Genomic DNA, 21424 nt, shown 5'->3' on the forward strand with positions numbered 1-21424 from the left:
AACGAGCAACCGAAGTCAGTCCCCGAAGCTGCGCAGCCCTTCCAGGTCCAGTACATTGATGCCGCCGTATTCGCTGCGCACCAGGCCGGCATCTTCCAGCACCTTGAGTGCCTGGTTGGCGCGCTGGCGTGAAACCCCCGCCAGGTAGCCCAGCTCTTCCTGGGAAATCTGTAGCAGCCGGTTGGTCCCGGGATAAAGCACCGGATTGAACAAGGCGGCGAGACCGCGGGCAATCCGCGCATCGGTATCGAGCATGCGCTCGTTTTCGATCATCCCGATGAATTGCCCAAGGCGTTCGTTCAACTGGGCAATCATGTAGCGGTTGAAGGGAATGCTGTGATCGAGCAGCCAGTTGAACGTGTTGCGGTTCATGAAGGCAACGCGGGTCTCGCGCAGCGCCATCACATCGTAGCGGCGCGGTTCCTTCTTGAGCATCGAGCCTTCGCCGATCCAGGCGCCGGTGCTGATGCCTGTCAGCGATGTGGTTTTTCCCGTCGTCCAGTGGCTGGCCATCTTGCCCAGGCCATCGATGATGCCCATCCAGTATTCAACCGGCTCGCCTTTCATGCAGATGAAGGCGCCTGCGGCAAAGGTTCGCTCGGTTGTTCCGCTCAATGCCTTGAGCATTTCCTCTTCGGTCAGCGCCTGGCCCCAAAGGGAGGTGCGCAGCAGTTCCTCTGCGGTTTTCAATTTATTTCCTGGATTGTCTGCCGGACGACAATTATAAGCCTGGGCGAACAATAAACTCTGTTACAACAGTGACTCATTGCCTGTGCTGCACTGCAAGGTTTACGCGGCGTTCGGCAATGGACACAATGCATCAAACGAACGTTAGACCGCGTACCTAAAAGCGCGGCAATGAGGAGACTAAGGAAATGCCAGAGCAGGCGAATTTTTCGTCGCTGGATGGGTTGCACACCTTTCCGCGACTGCTTTTCCATCACGCCCGTACGCGTCCGAATGCCCCGGCCATGCGCGAGAAATATCTCGGCATCTGGCAGACGTGGACGTGGTCCGAAGTTGGCGAGCGCGTGCGCGCCCTGGCCTGCGGCCTTGCCGCACTCGGCTTCAAGCGTGGCGATAATCTGGCCATCATCGGCGATAACCGCCCGCATCTTTACATGATGATGACGGCTGCCCAGTGCCTGGGCGGCGTTCCGGTGCCGCTGTATCAGGATGCCGTGGCTAATGAAATGCTGTTCGTGCTGCAGGATGCATCGATCCGCTTTGCCATCGTAGAAGACCAGGAGCAGGTCGACAAGCTGCTTGAGGTCAAGGAGCAGATCGGGGCGCTCGAACACATTCTGTATGACGATCCGCGCGGCATGCGGCATTACACCCAGCCTTTCCTGCACGACATCCACGAGCTGATGGAAATGGGCCGGATTCACGACCGCAATCACCCGGACTTTCTCAATGCCGAGGTCGAGCAGGGGCATTTCGACGATGTTTCGGTGATGTTGTACACCTCGGGCACGACCGGCAAGCCGAAAGGCGTCTGCCAGACCCATGCTGCCTTTATCGCGGCAGCCCAGGGCGGTGTCGCGGTCGACAACATGCAGGCCGACGGTGACATCCTCTGCTACCTGCCGATGGCCTGGGTGGGCGATCACCTGTTCTCCTATGCCCAGGCGCTGGTCGCCGGTTTCACGATCAATTGCCCGGAGTCCGGCGATACGGTGATGAGTGATCTGCGTGAAATCGGGCCGACTTACTACTTTGCCCCACCGCGCGTTTTTGAAAGCCTGCTGACTTCGGTAATGATCCGGATGGAAGACGCCGGCAAGCTGAAGCAGAAGGTTTTTCATCATTTCATGGCTGTTGCCAAACGGTGCGGCACGGATATTCTCGATGGCAAGCCGGTTGGCCTCGGTGATCGCATGCAGTATTGGCTGGGCAACCTGCTGATTTATGGTCCCCTGCGCAATGTGCTCGGTTTGAGCCGGGTGCGCGTCGCCTATACGGCCGGTGCCGCGATCGGGCCGGAGCTGTTCAAGTTCTATCGCTCGATGGGCATCAACCTCAAGCAGTTCTATGGCCAGACCGAAACCTGTGCCTATGTCTGCATGCAGCCGGATGGTGCAATCAAGTTCGATTCCGTCGGTCAACCTGCGCCAGGCGTCGAAATCAAGATCGCCGACAACGGCGAAGTGCTGGTCAAGGGGCCGATGCTGCTCAAGGAATACTACAAGCGCCCGGATGCGACGGCCGAAACGATCAATGCCGACGGCTGGTTCATGACCGGCGATGCCGGCTTCCTCGACGAAGACGGTCACCTCAAGATCATCGACCGCGCCAAGGACGTCGGCAAGCTGTCGAACGGCGCGATGTTCGCGCCCAACTACATCGAGAACAAACTCAAGTTCTTCCAGCACATCAAGGAAGTGGTCTGTTTCGGCCACGACCGCGACATGGTGACGGCCTTCGTCAATATCGACGTCGGTGCGGTCGGCAACTGGGCCGAGCGGCGCGGCATTTCCTATGCCGGTTACGCCGATCTGGCCGGCAAGCCGGAAGTCCTTGAGCTGATCCGCGAATGTATCGAACAGATCAACGAAGGGCTGGTGCACGACACGATGGTGGCCGATTCCCAGATCCATCGCTTCCTGGTACTGCACAAGGAACTCGATCCGGACGACGACGAACTGACCCGGACGCGCAAGGTACGACGCAATTTCGTCGCCGAAAAATACAAGGTGCTGATCGACGCGCTCTATGGCGGCAAGTCAAACCAGTTCATTGAAACCGAGGTCAAGTTCGAGGATGGCCGGCGCGGCAAGATTTCTGCCGACCTCCGGATCATCGACGTCAAGACCTTCCCGATCGTGAAAAAGGCTGCCTGACATGTCCAAGAAAATAGGCGACGTCATTCTCGACTTGCAAAACATTTCCCTGCGCTTCGGCGGCGTCAAGGCGCTGACCGATATTTCCTTCAATGTCCGCCAGCACGAAATCCGCGCCATCATCGGCCCGAACGGCGCCGGCAAGAGCTCGATGCTCAATGTCATCAACGGGGTTTACCACCCGCAGGACGGCAAGATTTTCTGGCACGGCAAGGAGCGCCAGAAAATGGAGCCGCATATGGCGGCGCAGCAGAACATTGCCCGGACCTTCCAGAACATCGCGCTGTTCAAGGGCATGAGCGTGCTCGACAACATCATGACCGGGCGCATCACCAAGATGAAGGCCAACTTCATCGAACATGCGCTGTGGTTCGGCCGGGCCAAGAACGAAGAGCTGGAACATCGCAAGAAGGTCGAGGAAGTGATCGACTTCCTCGAAATCCAGCACATCCGCAAGACACCGGTCGGTCGACTGCCCTACGGCCTGCAAAAGCGCGTCGAACTCGGTCGTGCGCTGGCTGCCGAGCCGTCGATGTTGCTGCTCGATGAGCCGATGGCCGGCATGAATGTCGAAGAAAAGCAGGACATGTGCCGCTTCATTCTCGATGTGAATGACCAGTTCGGGACAACGATCGTGCTGATCGAACACGACATGGGCGTCGTCATGGATATTTCCGACCGCGTCGTGGTGCTCGATTACGGCAAGAAGATCGGCGATGGCGTGCCGGATGATGTCAAAAATAATGAAGAAGTGATCAAAGCCTATCTGGGCGCTGGTCACTAAGGAGACGGGGACATGAATTTCTTTTTCGAAGTCCTGATCGGCGGCCTGCTTTCGGGGGTGATGTATGCCCTCGTTGCGCTGGGTTTTGTGATGATCTACAAGGCATCCGGGGTATTCAATTTTGCCCAGGGGGCGATGGTTTACCTGGCCGCGCTGTCGGTCGTCGGCTGTATGGAAAAGGGCGCGCCGCTCTGGTTGGCGATTATCCTGGCCTTTGTCGTGATGACGCTGTTCGGTATCGCCACGGAAAAATACGTACTGCGCAAGCTGGTCAATCAGCCGCCGATCGCCTTGTTCATGGCGACCATCGGCCTGGCCTTCTTCATTGAAGGTCTGGCCCCGATGATTTTCGGCAGCGAGCCGCGGGCGCTGGATCTCGGTATCGTCGATGAGCCGATTCCCTGGGTGATGGACAACTGGAACATGGTCATTTCCAAGTTCGACCTGGTGGCTTCCGGTGTCGGTGCCATCCTGGTCGCCACGCTGGCCCTGTTTTTCCAATACACCCGTGTTGGCCGTGCCTTGCGCGCTGTGGCGGACGATCACCAGGCCGCACTGTCGATCGGTATTCCATTGCAGAACATCTGGGCGATTGTCTGGGGTGTGGCCGGGTTCGTCGCGCTGGTTGCCGGCATGATGTGGGGGGCGCGTAACGGTGTGCAGTTTGCGCTCACTTTCACGGCATTGAAGGCTTTGCCGGTTCTGATTCTCGGGGGATTCACCTCGGTACCGGGGGCGATCGTCGGTGGCCTGATCATCGGTGCCTCGGAGAAACTGGCTGAAATCTACATTCCGCCGGTCATGCAGGATTTGTTCGGTGGCAATTTCGGTGGCATCGAGGGTTGGTTCCCTTACGTGCTGGCCTTGCTGTTCCTTCTCGTCAGGCCGGAAGGCTTGTTCGGCGAGAAACACATCGACCGCGTGTAAGAGAGGATAAAAACATGCTTTATCGTGAAGCCGGTCAGTTCAAGACGACCTATGCTGCCGACCAGCAGCTCTTTCCCATCCGCCAGGATCGCATCGGGGTGATCGCCCTGCTGTTCGTCGCTTTCATCGGCGTGCCGCTGTTTGCCAGCGAATACTGGTTCTCGGCCATCCTGATTCCTTTCCTGATTTTTTCGCTGGCCGCACTGGGCCTGAATATCCTGACCGGCTATGCCGGCCAGTTGTCACTCGGTTCGGCTGCTTTCATGGCGGTCGGGGCGTATGCCGCGTACAACTTCCAGTTGCGCATCGAAGGCATTCCGCTGATCGTTTCCTTCATCTGTGGCGGGTTGACCGCAGCAGGGGTCGGTATCCTGTTCGGTTTGCCCAGTTTGCGCATCAAGGGCTTCTACTTGGCCGTCGCGACGCTGGCGGCGCAATTTTTCATCGTCTGGTGCTTGACCAAGTTTCCCTGGTTGTCGAACAACTCGTCGTCCGGCGTGATCTCGACCCAGAAACTGATCATCTTCGGCCACGAACTGACCACGCCGACCGAGAAGTACCTGCTTGTCCTGTCGATCGTCGTTTTCCTGGCCCTGGCGGCCAAGAACATGGTGCGCTCGACAACCGGCCGGGCCTGGATGGCGGTACGCGACATGGACGTGGCGGCTTCGGTCATCGGTATCCGCCTGATGCCGACCAAGCTGCTCGCCTTCGCCGTCAGTTCCTTCTACTGCGGTGTGGCCGGTGCGTTGTACGCCTTCTGTTACCTTGGCTCGGTCGAGCCGGATGGTTTCTCGCTCGAAATGTCGTTCAAGATCCTGTTCATGATCATCATCGGCGGTGTCGGTTCGATCATGGGCAGCTTCCTCGGTGCAGCTTTCATTCTGCTGCTCCCGGTCTTCCTTGATATTGCCTTGCCGTTCCTGGCCGGATTGTTCGGCCTGCCGTTTTCCAGCGCTACCGTGTCGCACATCCAGATTACGGTGTTCGGTGCGCTGATCATGTTCTTCCTGATCGTCGAGCCGCACGGGTTGGCCCGTCTGTGGCAAATCGCCAAGGAGAAACTGCGTCTGTGGCCGTTCCCGCACTGATACGTGTCCGGAATTGGTGTTTTTCATAAAAAAGAGGAGACATAAATGATCAAAAGCTTCAAGCCCGCCCTGACCGCGATTGCGGTATCCCTGGCCATGCTGTCGCAGTCTGCTGTGGCCGCAGAAGAGCAGTTCTTTCCGACGATCAGCTATCGCGTTGGTCCTTATGGTGCGAATGGCCAGTCTTTCTACGGTGGCTTCATCGACTACCTGAATTACATCAACATCAAGGAAAAGGGCGTCAATGGCGTCCAGCTGACCTCCGAAGAGTGCGAAACCGAGTACAACAACGCCAAGGGCGTCGAGTGCTACGAGCGTCTGAAGTCCAAGGCCAAGGTTTCCTCCGGTCCGATCCACACGATGTCTACCGGCATTTCCTATGCGCTGATCGAGAAGTCGGCCCAGGACAAGTTGCCGCTGGCGATGATGGGCTATGGCCGGACCGATGCGGTCGACGGCTCGGTATTTCCGTATGCCTTCCCGCTGGTGACGACTTATCAGATGCAGGCGTCTGCCATCGTCAAGTTCATCAAGGAAAAGAACGGCGGCAATCTGGCCGGCAAGAAGATCGTCTATCTCTATCACGACTCGGCCTATGGCAAGGAAGCCATCATTGCCCTGCAGGCCGAAGCCGGTCTGAACAAATTTGAACTGGTCCAGATTCCGGTCGCTCATCCGGGTAACGAGCAAGGTGCCCAGTGGCTCAAAATTCGCCAGGAAAAGCCGGATTACGTGATTTTCTGGGGCTGGGGGGTGATGAACCAGACCGCACTGAAGGCTGCCCAGAAGGTTGGTTATCCGCGTGAAAAGATGATCGGTTCGTGGTGGACCGGTTCCGAAGAGGATGTCGTGCCAGCGGGTGATGCCGCCAAGGGTTACATGGCAGCCACCTGGAATGTGGCCGGCAAGGATGTGCCGGTCATCGCCGACATCGAAAAGGTGGTCTATGGCGCCGGCAAGGGCAACCTGCAGGACAAGGCCAAGATCGGCACCATCCTTTACAACCGTGGTGTTTCGGCTGCCGTGCTGTCGGTCGAGTCGATCCGCAAGGCGCAGGAAAAGTATGGCAAGGGCAAAGCGATGACCGGTGAGCAGGTGCGCTGGGCGCTGGAAAACCTGAACATTACCGAAGCCCGCCTGAAGACGCTGGGTGCGACCAACCTGCTGCCGGAAATCAAGACTTCCTGCGATAACCACGAAGGTTCCGGCAAGGTGAAGATTCAGCAGTGGGACGGTGCCAAGTGGGTTTCTGCCTCTGACTGGATCGAAGGTAACAAGGCATTGATCCACCCGCTCTTCCAGGCCTCTGCCAAGCAGTACGCCAAGGAAAAGGGCATCACGCCGCGCGATTGCTCCAAGGAAAAGTAAGAAGCCACAGCGCAGGAACGGGAAGGTGACTTCCTGTTCCTTGCCGCCGGCCATTCTTCAGGAACAGCTATGAGTACACAAACTGCCGCTGCTGCGGTCGACCACTATCTGAGCATCAATAACATCGAGGTCATCTACGACCACGTGATTCTGGTGCTCAAGGGCGTTTCGCTCAACGTCCCCAAGGGCAAGATCGTTGCCCTGCTGGGCGCCAACGGGGCGGGTAAATCGACCACGCTGAAAGCCATTTCGAACCTGCTGCATGCCGAACGCGGCGATGTCACCAAGGGTTCGGTCGAATACAAGGGCGAGCGCATCGACCAGCTGACGCCGAACGAGCTGGTCAAGCGCGGCGTCATCCAGGTCATGGAGGGCCGGCATTGTTTCGGTCACCTGACCATCGAGGAAAACCTGCTGACCGGTGCCTATACGCGCTCGATCTCGCGTGCCGAGCTGAAGGACAGTCTCGACAAGGTTTATCACTATTTCCCGCGTCTCAAGACACGGCGCACTTCGCAGGCCGGCTATACCTCCGGCGGCGAGCAGCAGATGTGCGCCATTGGCCGGGCCTTGATGGCCAAGCCGGAAATGATCCTGCTTGACGAACCATCGATGGGCCTGGCACCACAGATCGTCGAGGAAATCTTCGAGATCGTCAAAGACCTGAATTCCCGCGAGAACGTTAGTTTCTTGCTGGCCGAACAGAACACCATGGTCGCGCTGAAATATGCCGATTTTGGCTACATCCTTGAAAACGGCCGGGTCGTGATGGAAGGCGAGGCCGAGGATCTGCGGACCAACGAGGACGTCAAGGAGTTCTATTTGGGGCTGAGTTCGGCCGGGCGGAAATCCTTCAAGGACGTCAAACACTACAGACGTCGCAAACGCTGGCTGTCGTAATGGCAGTGCGCCGCGCATGGCGGCGTTGTCGGCGAGCTTGTTGGCAGGAGCCAACGGTGCTCGCCTCCGCCTTGCCCTGAGCGGCTACTTTGCCATTCCGGGAGGTGCAAATGAACGTTGCCACGGTCGACCGCGCAAAAACGGAGAAAACCAAGATGAGTTATTACGATCCGCTCGAAACCCGCGATCCGGATGAGCGTGAGGCCGATCTGATGGACAAGCTGGCGCGTCAGATGGCGCACGCCAAGGAAACGACGCATTACTATTTCCAGGCACTGGCCGGCATCAATCCATTCGATTGCGTGACGCGCGAGGCGCTGGCCAAATTGCCGCTGACCCGCAAGCGCGACCTGATCGAGTTGCAGAAAAAAGCCCCGCCATTTGGCGGCTTGAACGCCTTGCCGCGGAGCAAGGCCAAGCGGGTTTTTTCGTCGCCGGGCCCGATTTATGAGTTGCAGGGCAAGGAAATCGACCCGTGGCGCATGGCCCGGGTGCTCTATGCCGCCGGATTCAGAAGTGGCGATCTGGTGCATAACTGTTTTTCCTACCACTTCACGCCGGGTGCCTTTATTTTTGAAGGCGGTGCGCGCAAGTTGGGCTGCTCGGTTTTCCCCGGTGGCGTCGGGCAGACCGAGCAGCAGGTGCAGGCCATCGTCGACTTGCAGCCGGAAGGCTATGTCGGTACGCCTTCGTTTTTGCGCATCATCGTCGAGAAGGCCGAGGAAATGGGGGCCGATATCAGTTCGCTGAAGAAAGCCTGTGTCTCCGGTGAGGCCTTGCCGGGGATTACGCGTAACTGGCTCAAGGAGCGCGGCATTACGGTGCGCCAGTGTTACGCCACGGCGGATATCGGTGCGATCGGTTATGAGACGGATGCCGAAGAGGGATTGATTGTCGAAGAAGAATTGCTGGTCGAAATTGTTCGGCCCGGAACGGGTGATCCGGTTGAGCCCGGCGAGGTTGGCGAGATTGTCGTGACCAGTTTCAACCCCGACTATCCGCTGATCCGCTTTGCAACCGGTGATCTGTCGGCGGTGATGGCCGGGCGTTCGCCTTGCGGGCGCAGCAATATTCGCCTCAAAGGCTGGATGGGGCGAGCCGACCAGACAACCAAGGTCAAGGGGATGTTCGTGCATCCCGAGCAGGTGGCCGACATCGCCCGGCGTCACCCCGAAATCCAGCGCATGCGTCTGGTGGTGGACAATCCGGGCGGCCAGGATCGGATGGTGCTGCATTGTGAAATTGGCTCTGGCAGCGAGGCCCTCGACAAGGCGCTGGTGGCCAGTTTGCGTGAGGTGACCAAGCTGCGCGGCGATGTGGCATTTACCACGCCGGGGGGCTTGCCCAACGATGGCAAGGTGATCGAAGATAGCCGGGTCTATTGATCCGGACTGTTTTCATGCGAGTTTTCCTGTTGATTCTGGCCACGCTGGCAGCGCCGGTGCTAGCCGATGAGCCAGTGCTGCGCCCTTCGGCTCGTCTGGTGTTCAAACATCCGGCGATGTTGCAGGCAGGCCAATGTGTGGTCTACGAGGAAGGCGGCAGTGGCTGGGTCATGACCGATCCGGTTTATTACCTGAAGGGCAAGGTTGTGGCGGCCGAGGTCCGGACGCGCCATCTCGGCAAATGCCCGGTGGTGCCGGGCAAGAATATCGAGCAATACAGTCGTGAAGAATTCAACCGGCAGGCGCTGGCATACCCCTGTGTCAGCGCCGATGTGCCGGAACGCGACGAGCAGATCGGCATCGTCCGCCTGCGTGTCAGCCAATGGGAAACACCGCATGCACGAAAAGCGGCGAATGCCGGGCGTCTCTATCGTGGCATGTTCATCGATCAGGCATTGAAAAAAGATATGGATATCGAACTGGAAGCCGACTTGCTCGGCGTGTGCGAGCAATGAGCCGGCCTGCGCCGCTGACCGGCATTCGCGTTCTCGATTTGACCCGCTTGCTACCGGGGCCGGTTGCGACCTTGCATCTGGCCGATCTTGGGGCTGAAGTCATCAAGATCGAAGATCCGCAGGTGGGGGATTACGCCCGTACGCTGGGGACGGGGGCCGGTGAGGATAGCGCCTACTTCAAGATGATCAATCGCAACAAGCAGGGCTTGCGGCTTGATCTGAAGAAGCCCGAGGGCGTCGAAATCTTTCTCCGCCTGGCCCGCGAGGCCGATGTGATTGTCGAGAGCTTTCGCCCCGGTGTGGTCGACAAGCTGGGGATCGGTTACGCAACCGTTGCGGCCCTGAATCCTAAGATTACCTACTGCTCGATCAGTGGTTACGGTCAGGATGGTCCCTACAAGGACCTGGCCGGCCACGATATCAACTATCTCGGCTACGCCGGGGTGCTTGAGCAAATCGGACTGGAAGGCAGCAAGCCGGCGATTCCCAATTTCCAGATTGCCGACCTGCTGGGCGGTGCATTGACCGGCGTGATGGGGATTCTCGCGGCCGTGATCGATGCCGGGAAAACCGGGCAGGGGCGTTACATCGATGTCTCGATGACCGACAGTGTTCTGGCGCACACCTATTTCGCCATGCTGCGGCTGAACGATGCCGGCCGCTCGGCGCCACGCGGTACCGATTTGCTTTCGGGCGGGCTGCCTTGCTATGCGACCTACCGCTGTGCCGATGGCAAGTACATGGCCGTCGGTGCGCTCGAAGGCAAGTTCTGGCAGTCCTGTTGCACCGTCCTGGCTCGGCCGGAGTGGGTCAAGCGTCAATGGGACAGCACTTTGCGGGCCGAGATGGAGGCGCTGTTTGCAACGCGCTCGCGTGATCAGTGGCATACCCTGTTTGCTGCGGTCGACTGCTGTGTCACGCCAATTCTGACGCCAGAGGAAGCCTTGTCGAACGAGCAATTGACGGCTCGCGGGATGGTCATTGAATCGCAGGGGCTGACCCAGTTTGCGCCACCGCTCAAAATGTCCGGTTTTCAGTTTGACGTGCGGCAGAATGCGCCGGCTGCCGGTGAGCACAATCTCCCGATTCTCCAGGCGGCCGGTTATGGCGCAGCCGATATCCAGCGTTTGCAGGAAAGCGGCGCACTGGGCTGAGCCTGTCGGACATGAGCACTGGGCCGATGGTCCGGCTGACATAAAATGCAGCCATGAATACAGTCTGGCTGCTGCTTCCCGATTTTGCCCTCATTCTGCTTGGCGCCGCCATCCGCCGCTGGATGCATTTGGGCGACCACTTCTGGCAGGGCGTCGAGAAGCTGGTTTATTTCATCCTCTTCCCCGCCCTGCTGATCAACGCCATCATCAAGACCCGGCTTGATTTCGGTGCGGCTCTGCCGCTCCTGGCAACAGCCTTGACCGCCATGCTTGGGGGCATGTTGCTCGGTTTGCTTCCCCGGCTTTTTGTCCGCCTGCCGCCGCTGACTTTCGCCTCTGTATTCCAGTGCGCCTACCGCTTCAACTCGTACATTGCACTGGCTGTCGCCGGTATGTTGTTCGGGTCGCCCGGTATTGCAACGATGGGTCTCATTGTCGGTGCCGCCGTGCCGCTGGCCAATCTGGTATCCGTCTGGATGCTGGCGCGGCATGGCGAGGTCGGCTTGTGGCGGGAAGTGGCCCGTAATCCCCTGATCTGGGGGACGACGCTCGGTTTCCTGCTGAATCTGGCTGGATTCATTCCGCCGGCACCTTTGCAGGCATTCCTTGGCCGGCTGGCCGACGCTTCGATTGCGCTTGGCCTGATTACGGTCGGTGCTGCATTGCGGCTCGACAATGCACCAGGCGTCCGGGGTGTTTCCATCTGGTTGCTGGGTGTCAAGCTGCTGGCCCTGCCGCTGATTGCAGCTGTCGTCGGCTACCAGTTGGGCCTGAGTGGGCTCAATTATCAGATTGCGGTGTTGTTTGCCGCCTTGCCGACCGCATCGTCGGCGTACATCCTGGCGATGCGCATGGGGGGCGATGGGCGGAGCGTGGCCTGGCTGATTTCGGCAACGACGCTCGGGTCGATGCTCACGCTGCCGCTCTGGGCAGCGTGGCTGCACATCTGATTATTTCTTGTTGCGACGGGCGGACGGTTTTGCTGGCGGAGTGTTCTCGCCGGCTGCCTGCATTGCAGCTTCGGCACCATGCTGAAGCTGTTCGCGCATTTGCTGCATCATCTGCCAGGGCCACATCGCCGCTTCGGAAAGTGCGCCCGGAGCAGCGTCGACCGGCGTAGCCGGTTCGCTTGAGGGTGCTGCGGATTGAGCGGCCTCGCTGGCCATCTTGCCCATGGTCTGGACGGCAGAAACTGTCGTGCGCTGCATTTCCAGGCCCTGAATGGTCATCTGGAGCATCGAAAGATTCATCCGCAACCAGCCTTCGACGGCCTTCATGTCCTTGATGCGTTTGTCGAGTTCCTCGATGTCAAACGTTGGCGCAACCATGCCAGGCAGAGAGAATCCCATGTTGCCCCACATGCTGCGCATAAAGTTCAGTGGATCGTTGCCTTGATCGCCGCTCATGATTCGTCTCCTTCGTTTGTATTGCTCCATCTTAAACCAATCCATAGTACAAAGTGCTAAATTAGCACCCTGTCTTAGAGGGGATGAGAATGCTGAAATTGCTTGTGGTTGAAGACCATGGGCTGGTGCGCGAAGGCTTGGTTCGCCTGCTTGCATTGGTCGAAGAAGGAACCCGGGTTTGTGAAAGCGAAGATTTCGAGTCGGCCTTGACGCTGCTCGATAATGAAGGCGAATTCGATCTCGTTCTGCTCGACCTTGCCCTGCCGGGCATCGATGGTTTTGCCGGCCTGGATATCCTGCGCCGTCGCTATCCGGCCATGCCGGTTGCGGTTGTTTCAGCCTTCGATGATCTGCCGACGATTACCCGGGTACTGAATCTGGGGGCTTCCGGTTTCATTCCCAAGGCTTATTCCGGCGAGGAGTTGCTCTCTGCCGTCCGTGAAATTCTGGCCGGCAATATCTTCAAGCCGGTTGCCCAACCCGGTGCGCGTCTCGATGACGCGATTCCGGTCGTGCCTTCGAAGGTCAGCGTCAGGCCCGAAGAAGTCGGTTTGACTGATCGTCAGGCCCAGGTGCTTGCCCTGATGGTGCGCGGCCTGTCGAATCGCGATATCGCCGAGCAGCTTCAGCTGTCCGAAGGTACGGTCAAGATTCACGTGACGGCGATCTTTCGGGCGCTTGACGTCAATAGCCGGACACAGGCGCTGGTCGCCGTTGCCCGTTACGGGATCGATTTCGAAAGCGTTTTTTGAAGCTGGGTCAGTAAAGCCCGCAGCCGGGCCGGTCGTATCGGTGTTTGCAGGCTGTGGGCGCCCGGTGGCAGTTCGCTTTGTCCTGCCTCGTGGACCACGATCAGCGGTGTGTCCTGCGTCAGGCGGGATGCTACGCTGGTGGCAACCGTACCGGCACAGATGAGAACACTGCCGTGTGGCAGGTATTCGGTCCCGTTGCCGGGGTCGGTCGTCACGCTGTAGTGCCAGCTCCTGATTTGTTCGGCGCAATCGATGATGGCTTGCGAATCACCGATCAGATGCACCTTGCCGAGTGAAGCCTGCGGAGCTTCCAATACCTTGTGTTGCAGCGCCTGGCTGGCTTTGAGTTGCAGGGCGAAGGTGGTGCCGTCACCGAGGCGTGATTTCAGATTGACGGTGATGCCGAGCGCCCGCGTCAGCCGGTCAACGATCGACAGTCCCAATCCCAATCCCTTGTTTTGTTCGCGAGCCGAATTGCCGACCTGATAAAACTCGGCAAAGATCGCGGCCTGATGTTCCGGGGCAATGCCCATGCCGCTATCCCGCACTTCAACCAGGACATGGGTGCCACGTTTCCGGGCGGTGACCAGAATGCGTCCTCCGGGCGGGGTGTAGCGCAACGAATTGGAAACCAGGTTGGCCAGTATTCGCTCGACCATGACCGGATCGGACTCGACCCACAGATTGTTCGTTTTGAAACGCAGCTTGAGTTTGCGGTCGACCGCAGCACGCCGATATGAGTTGGCCAGGCGCTCAAATGTCGGGCCGAGTGGGAAACTGCGAACATCGGGTTTGATGCCGGCCACGTCGAGGCGGGAGATGTCGAGCAAGGAATCGAGCAGTTCGCCGAGGACGCTGGTCGAGGTGGCAATTTGCTCGGCCAGGCGGGGTAATTCATGGGCGGTGCCGCTACGCACCTGGCGCAGCAGATCGGTGGCAAAAAGCGAAAGGGCGTGCAGCGGTTGGCGCAAATCGTGGCTGGCAGCAGCCAGGAAGCGGCTTTTGGCCTTGTTGGCGCGCTCCGCCTCGTCTTTTTGTGCTGCCAGTTCGAGCGTGGCTTCCTTGATGCGCTCTTCCAGGGTTTCGTGACTGGCGGCCAGGGCGCCGGTCATTGTCGTCATGTCACGGACTTGCCGGCGCACGAGCAGCGCACCGACCAGCAGGACAACGGTGACCAGCAGGCCGAGGATGCTGAGTTCAAGCAGGCGGGTTTGCCAGTTGGCCAGCAAGGTGCTTTCAGGAATGACCGTCAGAATGCGCAGGTCGGGGAATCCGGGAACCGGCGAGACCGAAAGCAACAAGCCGTCAGCGGTGCTCAGGCCGCTGCTGAATGAATGGCCGCGCAGCTTGCCGTTGAACAGGATGTCGCTGGCGGGCATGCCGAGGACGGGGGATTGCCGGCTCAGATCGGTGGGCCGGCAGGAGGCGACGATCTGGCCCGCTGCGTTGATCAGGACGGCTTCAAAATCATCGGCCAGGCGGTTGGGCCAGCAGAAGTCCTGCAGGTAGCCCGGCTCGATCGCACCGAGCGTGATGCCCGACAGCTGTTTGCCATCGCTGCTGATGCGGCGGGCGATGGCATAGCTGTAGCGACCGTTGTTGCGGTCGATATAGGGGCCGTAGGTCGTTCCTTCGGCACCATTTTCGAGGATGGTGAAGTAGGGGCGGTCGCGGATGTTGATCGGCGGCGGGGGGAATTGCGTTGAAATGAATCGCTGGTTGCCCTGGCGGTCAAAAACGATCAGGTCGCGCAACTGAGGCATGGCGCGCGAGTGGCGCTGGGCGACATATTCCCAGCCGCTGCTCGCCTCCCAGGTTTCCCAATTGCGTCGGTTGCCGGCCAGGTCGGTGGAAATCTCGCGCAGGGTGACGTCGACCGCCTCGAAGGCGCGCGCCGTGTGTTCGGCCATCATGATGCCGAAATGCTGCAAGCGTTGTTCGCCGGCCTCGATGTCGCGATGCCGGGCAACCAGCAGGTCGGCCAGAAATCCCCCAAGCACCGTCAGCGTACTGATCAGCGCGACGAACAGGGCAAGGGTTTCCGGCTTCCTTTTCAGCATCCGTCGTCAGATCTGATAGCAGTAAAGCGGCCGTGGCGGCTGGCAGCCAACTTCGATGATGCGGCTCGGGGTTGCCCCCGGTACCGGAAAGCTGTTGCTGACGAACAGGCTGCCCGGCTGCATTTCAGCTTGTACCTTGGCCCACAGATCCGGCATTGGGGTGGGCGAGAGGAAGGCGTAAACCACATCGTATTCAGCCAGGTTTGCTTGCCAGAGATCTTCCCAGCGCCAGCGGATATTGTGGCGGCCGAGGCTGAGAATGCGGCCCAGCAGCCAGGTCAGCGGCGCATTTTCATAGCCGGTGAAATGGCCGTCCGGCAACAGGTCGGCCAGCGGGACCGTGGTACTGCCCACACCGGCACCCAGATCGAGAAAATGGGGCGCTTCGCGTTCGGCCAGCAATTCGGCGAGTGCGGCAACGGTTTGCTTGTTCGAAAGGTAGAGCGGCACCTGGCCGCTGAGTGCGCCGCGGTAAACCAGCAACAGGAGCACGAAAGCCAGCAGGAACCAGCCCGGATCGATCGCAAAACTGTGTGTCAGCCAGATCAGTGGCATGAAGGCTGCGTGGATGACGCGCCACCACCACGGCTGGCGGGAAAGCGTGGCGAAAACCAGAGCAACGCTGCCAATCGCCAGGCAGGTTTGCAGCCAGGGCATGGCTTCGGCTTTCCAGCCGAAGTACGGCCAGGCGATCGAGAGAACGAGAATGACAGCCGCCCCTTGCAGGGCGAACTGTCGCATCGGTGTTTTTGACATCCGCCGATTTTATGCCATTAGCTCACTTCTGATGCTTTCTCGTTGTTTTTTAGTCTGCTCGGCAGCCTGGTGACGAACGTAGCCGAAGCCGCGGACGGCTGCCGGCCAGTCGGCCAGTTGGCGGGCCAGCGTATTTGCTTTGCCGTGATGGCTGGCGATCAGTTCGAGGTCGGCCTCATAGTCCCTGAGCAGTTCGCGGTCGACGGCCCTGTCCGGGCTGAAACGGAATGGATCGAGCCAGGTGTTGCGCCATGTCCGTGCCTTGGCCAGCCATTTCAGCAAAACTATCCAACGCGGGCCGAAGCTGCGTTTGGCGGGGCGGCCATCCAGCCCGCGTTGCTGAAAAATGGGCGGTGAAAAATGGAAGTTGAGCCGGAAGTCACCATCGAATTTTTCACCCAGTCGCTCAATGAAATCGCCCTCGGTGTACAGGCGAGCCACCTCGTACTCATCCTTCGGTGCCAGGAGTCGGGCATATTGGATGGCGACGCTGCGGGTCAGCGTGTCGTCGCCCAGCGCACGAATGCGGCTGATGCGCTGGCGGTAGGCTGCGGCCAGCTTCTCATCCTGATAGGCCGCGAGGTGGACGCTGCGGTTTGCAATCAGCTCGTCCAGCGTTTGTGGTTGGCTGATATGGCCCGTTTCGGCAGTTTTCCGGGCGTCGACCGCGCGCTTGACCTCTTCGCCGTGCACGGCGCTGCGTCTTCCCCAGAGGAAAGCCTGGCGATTGGCCTCGACTGTCGTGCCGTTCAGTTCGATGGCCTTGTCCAGCGCGTCGGCTGAAACCGGAACCAGGCCTTGTTGCCAGGCATGGCCGAGGAGCAGCATGTTGGCGTAGAGCGCATCACCCATCAGGACGGTGGCCAGGTGCTGCGCGTCGATGAAGGTGACGGCACTTTCACCCAGCGTGTCGCGCAGTTGTTGCTCAAGGCCGTTTTGCGGGAATTGCCAGTCGCGATTGCGGGTGAACTCGGCGGTCGGCGTTGCCGTGCAACTGACGACGGCACGGGTTCGTCCTTCCAGCATTTTCGATCGGGCTTCGTTGCTGGCGCTGACCACCAGATCGCTGCCGATCAGGGCATGCGCTTCACCGGTTGCAATGCGGGCGGCGTGAATGTCCTCCGGTCGGTCAGCGATGCGCAGATGGGAAAAGACGGCGCCGTACTTTTGCGCCAGACCGGTCATGTCGAGCGTCGAGACGCCTTTGCCGTCGAGATGGGCGGCCATGCCGAGCAGGGCGCCTAGCGTGGTGACGCCCATGCCGCCGACGCCGTTGAGCAGCAGGTTGTAGGGGCGATGCGTGGCCGGCAGCGTCGGTTCGGGCAAAACCGGCCAGTTGTCGCGGTCGACCGCGAGTTTCGTGCCTTTTTTGAGTTGTCCTCCCTCGATGCTGACAAAACTCGGGCAGAAGCCTTTGAGGCAGGAAAAGTCCTGGTTGCAGGATGACTGATCGATCTGGCGCTTGGTGCCGAAAGCTGTTTCGACCGGCACGATGGAAAGGCAGTTGGATTGCACTGAACAATCGCCGCAGCCCTCGCAAACGGCCTCGTTGATCACCAGGCGCCGCTGGATTGCCGGCATTTTGCCGCGTTTACGGCGGCGGCGAGCTTCCGTCGCACAGACCTGATCGTAGATCAGCACCGAGACGCCGGGCCAGGTGCGCAGTTCGCGCTGCACGGCGTCGAGCTCATCGCGATGACGCACCGGCACGTTGGGGGCGAGGTCAGTGATCTCGGCGTATTTCTCCGGCTCGGCAGCGACGATGACCATCTTGCCGACACCTTCGGCTTCCAGCTGGCGGGTGATTCGGGCGACGCTCAAAATGCCGTCTACCGGCTGACCGCCGGTCATCGCGACGGCGTCGTTGTAGAGAATCTTGTAGGTGATCGGTACCTTGGCGGCGATTGACTGGCGGATGGCGAGCAAGCCGGAGTGGAAATAGGTGCCGTCACCGAGGTTGGCGAAGATGTGCTTTTCCTCGGTGAACGGTGCCTGCCCGACCCAGGGCACGCCTTCGCCGCCCATGTGGGTGAAGGTCGAGGTGCTGCGGTCCATCCAGGTCACCATGTAATGGCAGCCGATGCCGGCGACGGCGCGCGAGCCGTCCGGCACTTTCGTGGACGTGTTGTGCGGGCAGCCGGAGCAGAAATGCGGTTTGCGCTCGGCCAGCACGATGGGCATCTTTGCCGCCTGTTGCTTGGCTTCCAGCATTTTCAGTCGCGCCGCGATGGCCGGCGAGGTGAAGAAACGGCCGATGCGTTGGGCGATGACGCGCGCGATGCTCGCCACCGGCAGTTCGCCAGCGGCCGGCAACAGCCAGTCGCTGTGCGCCAGGTAGCCGGCATCACCCGCGGTCCACTCGCCTTTTTCGTCGAATTTGCCGACGATGCGTGGGCGAACGTCGTCGCGCCAGTTGTACAACTCTTCCTTCAATTGGTATTCGAGCAACTGGCGCTTTTCCTCGACGACGAGGATTTCCTCCAGCCCTTCGGCGAAGTGGCGCACGCCTTCCGGCTCGAGCGGCCAGACCATGCCGACCTTGTACAGGCGCAGCCCGATCTGCGCGGCAAGCGCCTCGTCGATGCCGAGTTCGTCCAGCGCCTGGCGCACGTCGAGGTAACTCTTGCCAGCCGTGAGGATGCCGAGCCGGGGTGCCGGCGAATCGATGATCACACGGTCGAGCCGGTTGGCTCGGCAATAAGCCAGCGCGGCGTAAAGTTTGTGGTTGAGCAGGCGCGCTTCCTGAACCAGCGGCGGGTCGGGCCAGCGGATGTTGAGGCCGTCGGGCGGCAAAGTGAAATCGGTCGGCATCCTGATGTCGACCGCAGTCATGTCGATATTCACCGAGGCCGAGGTTTCAACCGTGTCGGCCAGCGCCTTGAAGGCCACCCAGCAGCCGGAATAGCGGCTCATCGCCCAGCCGTGCAGGCCGAAGTCGAGGTATTCCTGGACGTTGGCCGGGTAGAGCACCGGCATCATCACCGCCTTGAAGACGTGCTCGGTCTGGTGCGGCAGCGTGGAAGACTTGGCGGCGTGGTCGTCGCCAGCGATGACTAGCACGCCACCGTGTTGAGCCGTGCCGGCGGCGTTGGCATGGCGAAAAACGTCGCCGCAGCGGTCCACGCCCGGCCCCTTGCCGTACCACAGGCCGAACACGCCGTCGTATTTTGCACCGGGGAAGAGGCCGACCTGCTGGCTGCCCCAAACGGCGGTGGCGGCCATGTCTTCGTTGATGCCGGGTTGGAAGCTGATGTGGTGGCTGGCGAGATGTTCCTTGGCTTTCCACAGGCCGAGATCGAGATTGCCGAGCGGGCTGCCGCGGTAGCCTGAGATGAAGCCGGCGGTGTTCAGGCCGGCAGCAAGGTCGCGTTCGCGTTGCAGCATCGGCAGGCGGATCAGTGCCTGGGTGCCGGTCAGGAAAATGCGGCCAGTCGTGCGGGTGTATTTGTCGTCCAGAACAATGGACGGCTCGGCGTGTGACGCCGGTCGAGCGGATGCGCTCATTTTTGTCTCCTGTTATTGCGCTTTGTGGGCGCTGTTTGCCACGTCATCGCCGGGGGTGGTGGCGATGCGTGGATGGGAGATTGGAGTGTGCCGCGGCCTTATTGTTCCGGCAAGGAAAGTTTGAGGGTGAAGCGGAAGGTGCTGCCGACGCCAAGCTCGCTGTGCAGCGTCAGCCGGCCGCCCATCAGTTCGACCAGCTGGCTGGAGATGGTCAGGCCCAGACCTGTGCCGCCGTAGTGGCGGGTGGTTGAGCCATCTGCCTGCGAGAAAGCATGGAAAATCGCTTCCTGGCGATCTTGCGGGATGCCAATGCCGGTGTCGGTCACCGCGATGGTCAGGCCAAGTTGTTGTGGCGAAATGGTCGTGCAGGCGATGTCGACCGCGATACTCCCGCTCGGCGTGAATTTGATCGCATTGCCGATCAGGTTGAGCAGCACCTGACGGATGCGCAGCGGGTCGCCGATCAGCAGTGGCGGCAGCTCAGGCGGGAAATGGCAGGCGTGCTTGAGTCCTTTTTCCCGCATGCCCGGTTCCATCAGGTGCAGGATTTCGCTGATCAGCTCGTGCGGAGCGAAAGGCGTGTGGTCGATTTCCAGCTTGCCGGCTTCGATTTTTGAAACGTCGAGGACGTCGTTGAGAATGCCGAGCAGGCTGAAGGCGGATTGATGGGCAATTCTCAAATGATCGCGCGTCTCGTCGTCGAGCGGGTTCATCTGGGCCAGCTCAATCATGCCGATGATGCCGTTCATCGGCGTACGAATTTCATGGCTCATGTTGGCCAGGAATTCACTCTTTGCCCGGCTGGCAGCTTCGGCTTCATCCCTGGCCTGTGCCAGGTTTTCCATGATCTTCGAGCGTTGCTGTTCGCTGACCGCAAGTGCCGTTTCGGCCTGGTTGCGGGCGTCGAGGAACTCATTGAATGCTGCGGCAACGGTGCGGATCTCGCTGCTGCCCTGTTCGGAAACCGGTTCGGCAGGCTGCTGGGGCTGCATCGCTGCGGCGCGTTGGCGCATGGTGCCAGCCAGCGCGCTGAGTGGCTCGACGAGGCGCCGGGATATGAACCAGAGCAGCGGCGTGACGAGGATCATCAGCAGCACGGTGAGCAGGGCCATGTTTTCCTGGACGCGGGCAACGGGACGGAAAGCCTCTTCGCTGGGGATGACCGAGGCGAGCAGCCAACCGGTACTGTCGAGCCGCTTGAAGGTGAACAAACCCCGCAAGCCGCGGCTATTGGTTCCTTCCAGCGTCCCTTCGAAACCCTGCAGCGCCCGTTCCAGCGCTGGGCTGTCCTTGGCGGGCGGCGTCTTTTGCATGATTCGCGTGCGGTCCGGGTGCGAAATGACCAGGCGTTCCTGCGAAACAATATAGAAATAGCCGTTTTCGCCGATTTGCCGGGTACCGAGCGAGCCGATCAAATTGGGTTTGTAGAGATTAAGTACGCCGCCGGCGATGGCGACCAGTTCGCCTTTCGGATTGAGGACCGGTGCAGCCAGTACGACGATGGGCTGGTTTGTCGCCTTGCCGAGGATGGGTTGCGAAATGACTGGCTTGAGCGTCTTGCGCACGCCCTGGATGTAGTCCCGGGCGGCCATGTCGAGGCCGCGTCGTCCTGTCTTGAAAGGCCAGTCGGCGAGCAGGATGCCTTGTGCGTCGAAGATGTAGAGATCGTCGAATAGCGTCAGCAGGGCCGTTTCGCCCTTGAGGTGCTCTTCGAGCGCCTTGATGTCGGCCAGCCTGTTTTGGGGGATCGAGCCAGTAGCGTGACTGAGTGCGTTGAGCCGCTCCTCCATCTTGTCGTCAAGGTGACCGGCCAGCTCGGTGAGCAGGGTGAACTGCTCGCTTTCGATGCGGGCCGAAAGTTCGCTGCGCAGCATGTAGAACTGGCTGATCGACTGGACGAGCAAGAGCAGCAGCGCCATTGAAATGGCGCTGAGGGTCAGTTTGAATTTAAGGCTGAGCGAGGGCATCAATGAACGTCG

Annotated in this window: 17 protein-coding genes; 11 read left to right on the plus strand and 6 right to left on the minus strand. The window is 60.0% G+C overall.

What is annotated here, in order from left to right:
- Positions 1 to 15: 15 nt before the first annotated feature.
- On the minus strand, positions 16 to 690 hold the full coding sequence (locus tag GBK02_RS03475) for a Crp/Fnr family transcriptional regulator (RefSeq protein ID WP_203468381.1): 675 nt from the start codon (positions 688 to 690) through the stop codon (positions 16 to 18).
- A gap of 185 nt (positions 691 to 875) precedes the next feature.
- Between GBK02_RS03475 and GBK02_RS03480 the strand changes: the two genes are divergently transcribed.
- The 10 genes from GBK02_RS03480 to GBK02_RS03525 all read left to right on the plus strand — a co-directional run bounded on the left by GBK02_RS03480 (position 876) and on the right by GBK02_RS03525 (position 11917).
- The gene (locus GBK02_RS03480) at positions 876 to 2843 is read left to right on the plus strand and encodes a long-chain fatty acid--CoA ligase (RefSeq protein WP_203468382.1); all 1968 of its coding nucleotides are present in this window, start codon (positions 876 to 878) and stop codon (positions 2841 to 2843) included.
- A gap of 1 nt (position 2844) precedes the next feature.
- Positions 2845 to 3627 carry an ABC transporter ATP-binding protein gene (locus GBK02_RS03485; protein WP_203468383.1) on the plus strand — a complete coding sequence of 261 codons (783 nt, stop codon included), beginning with the start codon at positions 2845 to 2847 and terminating at the stop codon, positions 3625 to 3627.
- A 12-nt stretch (positions 3628 to 3639) separates the two neighbouring features.
- Positions 3640 to 4554, plus strand: a complete 915-nt coding sequence (locus GBK02_RS03490) for a branched-chain amino acid ABC transporter permease (RefSeq protein WP_203468384.1) — start codon at positions 3640 to 3642, stop codon at positions 4552 to 4554.
- A 14-nt stretch (positions 4555 to 4568) separates the two neighbouring features.
- A complete protein-coding gene (locus GBK02_RS03495; protein ID WP_203468385.1) occupies positions 4569 to 5645 on the plus strand; it encodes a branched-chain amino acid ABC transporter permease in 1077 nt (358 codons plus the stop codon).
- A gap of 45 nt (positions 5646 to 5690) precedes the next feature.
- Positions 5691 to 7013 carry an ABC transporter substrate-binding protein gene (locus tag GBK02_RS03500; RefSeq protein ID WP_203468386.1) on the plus strand — a complete coding sequence of 441 codons (1323 nt, stop codon included), beginning with the start codon at positions 5691 to 5693 and terminating at the stop codon, positions 7011 to 7013.
- 69 nt (positions 7014 to 7082) lie between these two features.
- Positions 7083 to 7913, plus strand: coding sequence for an ABC transporter ATP-binding protein (locus GBK02_RS03505; RefSeq protein WP_203468387.1), 831 nt, complete (start codon positions 7083 to 7085; stop codon positions 7911 to 7913).
- 155 nt (positions 7914 to 8068) lie between these two features.
- Positions 8069 to 9298, plus strand: a complete 1230-nt coding sequence (locus tag GBK02_RS03510) for a phenylacetate--CoA ligase family protein (RefSeq protein ID WP_203469286.1) — start codon at positions 8069 to 8071, stop codon at positions 9296 to 9298.
- Between the two features lie 14 nt (positions 9299 to 9312).
- Positions 9313 to 9813: a hypothetical protein gene (locus GBK02_RS03515; protein ID WP_203468388.1), complete on the plus strand. Its 501-nt coding sequence runs from the start codon at positions 9313 to 9315 to the stop codon at positions 9811 to 9813.
- Positions 9810 to 10967, plus strand: a complete 1158-nt coding sequence (locus tag GBK02_RS03520; protein ID WP_203468389.1) for a CaiB/BaiF CoA-transferase family protein — start codon at positions 9810 to 9812, stop codon at positions 10965 to 10967. Before GBK02_RS03515 ends, GBK02_RS03520 begins: the two co-directional genes overlap by 4 nt.
- A 53-nt stretch (positions 10968 to 11020) precedes the next feature.
- Complete coding sequence (locus GBK02_RS03525; RefSeq protein WP_203468390.1) at positions 11021 to 11917, plus strand: AEC family transporter; 897 nt, start codon at positions 11021 to 11023, stop codon at positions 11915 to 11917.
- On the opposite strand, the gene GBK02_RS03530 is transcribed toward GBK02_RS03525, so the two are convergent.
- Complete coding sequence (locus GBK02_RS03530) at positions 11918 to 12373, minus strand: PhaM family polyhydroxyalkanoate granule multifunctional regulatory protein (RefSeq protein ID WP_203468391.1); 456 nt, start codon at positions 12371 to 12373, stop codon at positions 11918 to 11920.
- A gap of 89 nt (positions 12374 to 12462) precedes the next feature.
- Between GBK02_RS03530 and GBK02_RS03535 the strand changes: the two genes are divergently transcribed.
- Complete coding sequence (locus GBK02_RS03535; RefSeq protein WP_203468392.1) at positions 12463 to 13125, plus strand: response regulator transcription factor; 663 nt, start codon at positions 12463 to 12465, stop codon at positions 13123 to 13125.
- On the opposite strand, the gene GBK02_RS03540 is transcribed toward GBK02_RS03535, so the two are convergent.
- The 4 genes from GBK02_RS03540 to GBK02_RS03555 all read right to left on the minus strand — a co-directional run bounded on the left by GBK02_RS03540 (position 13095) and on the right by GBK02_RS03555 (position 21412).
- Positions 13095 to 15185, minus strand: a complete 2091-nt coding sequence (locus GBK02_RS03540) for an ATP-binding protein (RefSeq protein WP_203468393.1) — start codon at positions 15183 to 15185, stop codon at positions 13095 to 13097. The genes GBK02_RS03535 and GBK02_RS03540 overlap by 31 nt on opposite strands.
- A 6-nt stretch (positions 15186 to 15191) precedes the next feature.
- Entirely contained in the window at positions 15192 to 15926 is a 735-nt protein-coding gene (locus GBK02_RS03545; protein WP_239003157.1) for a class I SAM-dependent methyltransferase, read from the minus strand.
- A gap of 24 nt (positions 15927 to 15950) precedes the next feature.
- Positions 15951 to 19445 (minus strand): indolepyruvate ferredoxin oxidoreductase family protein, encoded by a 3495-nt coding sequence (locus GBK02_RS03550; RefSeq protein WP_203468395.1) that lies wholly within the window; start codon positions 19443 to 19445, stop codon positions 15951 to 15953.
- A 98-nt stretch (positions 19446 to 19543) separates the two neighbouring features.
- A complete protein-coding gene (locus GBK02_RS03555; RefSeq protein WP_203468396.1) occupies positions 19544 to 21412 on the minus strand; it encodes an ATP-binding protein in 1869 nt (622 codons plus the stop codon).
- Positions 21413 to 21424 lie beyond the last annotated feature (12 nt).

Origin of the sequence: Dechloromonas sp. TW-R-39-2, assembly GCF_016864195.1 — a bacterium.
Lineage (GTDB): Bacteria > Pseudomonadota > Gammaproteobacteria > Burkholderiales > Rhodocyclaceae > Azonexus.